Here is a 4,743-nt window from a genome sequence, read left to right as displayed (position 1 = left end):
CGCCAGGTCGCCCGGATCACGCGCACCTGTTTCGGCTTCACCCCGAAATTGCTGCTCAGACGCGCGCGATTCCTCCGTGCGCTGAGCTCGATCCGGACGATCGACCGCGGCCTCTGGACCGATGCGGTGCGCGAGGCGGGCTATTGGGACGGATCGCATTTCCTGCGCGACTGTCATCTGTTCCTCGACCAGCCGCTGGGCCAGTTCATGAAGATGGAGCGCCCGATCAACCGCATGTCGATGCATCGACGCGACGAAGTATTGGGCGCCCCGATGCAGTCGCTGCATGATCCCGACGCCGGGTGACGCAGGTGTAATTGTAAAAAATTGCTTGTAAGAAATGTCTGTGGCCAACCATTTTGGGTGGCTTTAGGCTCGCGCTCAAGAAGGCGGGATTCCAGATTCAGGCGAGCATCGCGTCAGGCGCACCAGTGTCTGGCGGGCGGTCAATCGTGCGTCTTGGACTTGTCCCGCTGATTACCAGGGGGCACGAGTATGAGCTTGCAATTCTTTGTCGCTGACGATGGTTCGGACGGACAGGAACTGTGGGTCACCGACGGAACGGTCGCGGGGACGTTCCTGCTGAAGGACATCAATCCCGGACTGGGCAGCGCCAATATCGGCAACCTCGTCCAGTCCAACGGGATCATGTATTTCACCGCTTACGACGGCTCTTCCTATCATTTGTGGCGGAGCGACGGCACGACGGCCGGCACTTATGCGCTGAGTTCGTCGAGCAACGGCGACAATGCCGGCAATCTGGTCAACGTCAACGGCCGGCTGTTCTTCACCGGGTCGGATTCGGTTCACGGCTCGGGCCTGTTCATGACCGATGGCACGACCGGCGGTACCCAATTCGTCGCGGCCGTCTCCAGCCCGTCGCAATTCACCGCCGTCGGCAACAGCCTGTTCTTCGTCGCCTATGACGCGACCGACGGTTACGAATTGTGGAAGAGCGACGGCACCGCCGCGGGGACCGCGATGGTCAAGGACGTGCTGCCCGGCGCCGGGTATGGCTCGTACGGCAATTTCACCGCGCTCGGCGGCAAGCTCTATTTCACTGCCGACGACGGCACCCATGGCAGCGAAGTCTGGGTGTCGGACGGTACCGCCGCCGGCACTTTCCAGCTCAAGGACATCAATCTCGGCGCCAGCGGCTCGAGCGCGGGCAATTTCGTCGCGGCGGCAGGGCATGTCTTTTTCACCGCCAACGACGGCGCGCACGGCACGCAATTGTGGGCCACCGACGGCACCAGCGCGGGCACGGTCATGCTGAGCTCGACCCTGCCCTATTCGGGCACTTCGGTCGTGTTCAACCACGTCTTCTATTATGTCGCCAATGATCCGTCGGGCGGCTCGGCGATCTACACGTCGAACGGGACGGGGATCACCAAGCTCGACCATCTCGGCAGCTTCTCGGGCAATTTCTTCAATCTCGGCTCGACGCTGATGTTCTACGGCGACGACGGCACGCATGGCAGCGGGCTCTACACGTTCGACGGGACGAATGTGGCGTTCGTGTCGTCGGTGTCGGGCGGGTTCAGCCAACCGGTGGTGTCGAACGGCCAGTTGTTCTTCATCAGCAACGACGGCAGCCACGGCAACGAATTGTGGGTGTCGGACGGCACCGCGGCGGGCACGCACATGACCGCCGACATCAATCCCGGCGTGTACGACGCCTCGATCGGTAACATCTCGGCGGTCGGCGGCGGGGTGGCGTTCACCGCCTATCGCCCCGATGTCGGCACCGAATTGTTCTTCTCCGACGGCACCGCGGCGGGTACCGGGCTGCTGTCCAACGTCAACCCGACCGGCAATCATTCGCCCTCGCTGAGCTTCGGGGCGCCGGTTCAGGCCGGCGCGCTCGGCTATTTCGCGGCGAGCGACGGGGTCAACGGCAACGAATTGTGGGTGACCGACGGCACGCCCGGCGGCAGCCGGATGGTCACCGACCTGGTATTCGGCGGCTCGGGATCGAACCCGCAGAATTTCTACGCGGTCGGCACCACGATCTTCTTCACCGCCGACGACGGTGTCCATGCGCGGCAGCTCTACACCTCCGATGGGACGACGGTCACCCGACTGACCAGCAATGATCTCGACGCGCCGTACAATGACGGCGCGCGCTTCTTCACGCTGGGCGGCAAATTCTACTATCTCGGCTACGATTCGAGCGCGAACGGCGGCGGCTATGCGCTGTTCTCGTCGGACGGCACCGTCGCGGGGACGCAGCGCGTCTATCATTTCGTCGGCGGCAACAGCTATAATCTGCCGATTCATCTCGGCGCGGCGGTCGTCTTCTATGCGAACGACGGGACCAACGGCAGCGGGATCTATTCGTTCGACGGAACGACCGTCAGCTTCGTCGCCAGCGTCAACGATTACGAGAACGTCACCGTCTCGGGCAACCGACTGTTCTGGCGCAGCAATGACGGCGGCCACGGCTATGAGTTGTGGACGTCCGACGGCACCAGTGCCGGCACTCATGTAGTCAAGGACATCAATCCCGGCCCCTATGATTCCTACCCGAACAACATCGTCAGCCTGGGCAACGGATCGGTCGTCTTCACCGCCTCCAACCCCGATACCGGCAACGAAGTCTATGTCAGCGACGGCACGTCGGCGGGTACGATGCTGCTCCAGGACGTCAACGCGACCGGCAACCACGGCCAGTATCTCAACCTCAATTCCGGCCTGGCGACCGCCGGCAGCCTGACCTTCTTCGCCGGCGAGGACGGCATCCACGGCAATGAATTGTGGGTCAGCGACGCGACCACCGGCGGCAGCCACATGGTCGCCGACCTCGTAGTCGGGGGCAGCGGCTCCAATCCGCAGAATTTCTTCGTCGCGGGCGGCAAGATCTTCTTCACGGCGGACGATGGCGTCAACGGGCGTCAGCTCTACACGTCGGACGGAACCACCGTCACCAAGCTGACCAGCAACGACCTCGACACGCCCTATAACGATGGCGCGCGGTTCTTCACGCTGGGCGGAAAATTCTATTATCTCGGCTACGATTCGAGCGCGAACGGCGGCGGCTATGCGCTATTCTCGTCCGACGGCACCGTGGCGGGGACGCAGCGCGTCTATCATTTCGTCGGCGGCAACAGCTACAACGTGCCTGTCCATCTCGGCAGCGAGGTCGTGTTCTACGCGAACGACGGCACCAACGGGAGCGGCCTCTACGCATTCGACGGAACGACCGTCAGCTTCATCGCCAACGTCAACGACTATGAGAACGTCACGGTCTCGGGGACCAATCTATTCTGGCGCAGCAACGACGGCGGCCACGGCTCCGAATTGTGGGTGACCGACGGCACCGCCGCGGGCACGCACCTGGTCAAGGATATCAACCCGGGATCGTACGATTCCTCGCCCGGCAACATCGTCAGCCTGGGTAATGGGTCGGTGGTGTTCACTGCCTTCAATCCCGATACCGGTAACGAAGTCTATGTCAGCGACGGCACGTCGGCGGGCACGATGCTGCTCCAGGACGTCAACGCGACCGGCAACCACGGCCAATATCTCAACCTCAATTCCGGCCTGGCGACCGCGGGCAGCCTGACCTTCTTCGCCGGCGAAGACGGTATCCACGGCAATGAATTGTGGGTCAGCGACGCGACCACCGGCGGCAGCCACATGGTCGCCGACATGGTGGTGGGGGGCTCGAGCTCGAACCCGCAGAATTTCTTCGCCGCGGGCGGCAAGATCTTCTTCACGGCGGACGACGGCGTCAACGGGCGTCAGCTCTACACGTCGGACGGAACCACCGTCACCAAGCTGACCAGCAACGACCTCGACACGCCCTATAACGATGGGGGCCGGTTCTTCACGCTGGGCGGAAAATTCTATTATCTCGGCTACGATTCGAGCGCGAACGGCGGCGGCTATGCCCTGTTCTCGTCCGACGGTACCGTCGCCGGCACCCAGCGCATCCATCATTTCACCGGCGCTTACAGCACGCCGATCCACCTCGGCACCGGGATGGTGCTGTACGGCGACGACGGCATCAGCGGAACCGGGCTCTATTCGTTCGACGGCACCAGCGTCGGTTTCATCGCCAGCGTCAGCGATTATGAAGACGTCGTCACGTCCGGCAGCCGGCTGTTCTGGCGCAGCTATGACGGGGGCAACGGCTACGAATTGTGGACGTCGGACGGCACCACCGCCGGCACGCAATTGGTGCAGGACAGCAATCCGGGCGGCAATTCGGCGTATCCCGACCAGATCACCAGCCTGGGCAACGGCTCGATCGTCTATACCGCCGACGACGGCACCCACGGCCGCGAGATCTGGGTGTCAAACGGCACTTCGGCCGGTACCTTCATGCTGGGCGACCTGTTTCCCGATGCCACCGGCTCCAACCCCGGCAGCTTGATCCAGGTCGGGTCACAGGTGTTCTTCACCGCCAATTACTTCTCGACCATCGACGGTGCGCACGGCACCGAATTGTTCGTCACCGACGGCACCAGTGCGGGCACGCACATGGTCCGCGACATCAATCCCGGCAGCGGCGGCACGTCGTTCGGCGATTTCTTCGCGTTCGGCGGCAAGCTCTATTTCGCGGCATATGATCCCAACAACGGCGGCTGGCACACCTACGTCACCGACGGCACCGATGCCGGCACGCACGCCATGGTTCCCGGCGACGGCAGTTCGACCGGCGGCGCGGGCAATTTCATCCGCGCCGACGCGACCCATTTCTACTTCACCGGCGACAGCGGGCTATTCTATTCGGACGGC

The 4,743-nt window shown here is 63.1% G+C and carries 1 protein-coding gene and 1 pseudogene; both read left to right on the top strand.

Annotation, left to right across the window (positions count from 1 at the left end; translation table 11 throughout):
* Positions 1-306: pseudogene (locus ACTHJR_RS16920) on the top strand (hypothetical protein); the annotation flags it as partial.
* 189 nt (positions 307-495) lie between these two features.
* A partial coding sequence (locus tag ACTHJR_RS16915) for an ELWxxDGT repeat protein (RefSeq protein WP_440524454.1) occupies positions 496-4,743 on the top strand: 4,248 nt, incomplete at its 3' end.

Origin of the sequence: Sphingomonas sp. (assembly GCF_051962185.1) — a bacterium.
GTDB lineage: Bacteria > Pseudomonadota > Alphaproteobacteria > Sphingomonadales > Sphingomonadaceae > Sphingomonas.
Note: the sequence above shows the minus strand (reverse complement) of the source record. Positions and strands in the feature narration are given on the sequence as shown.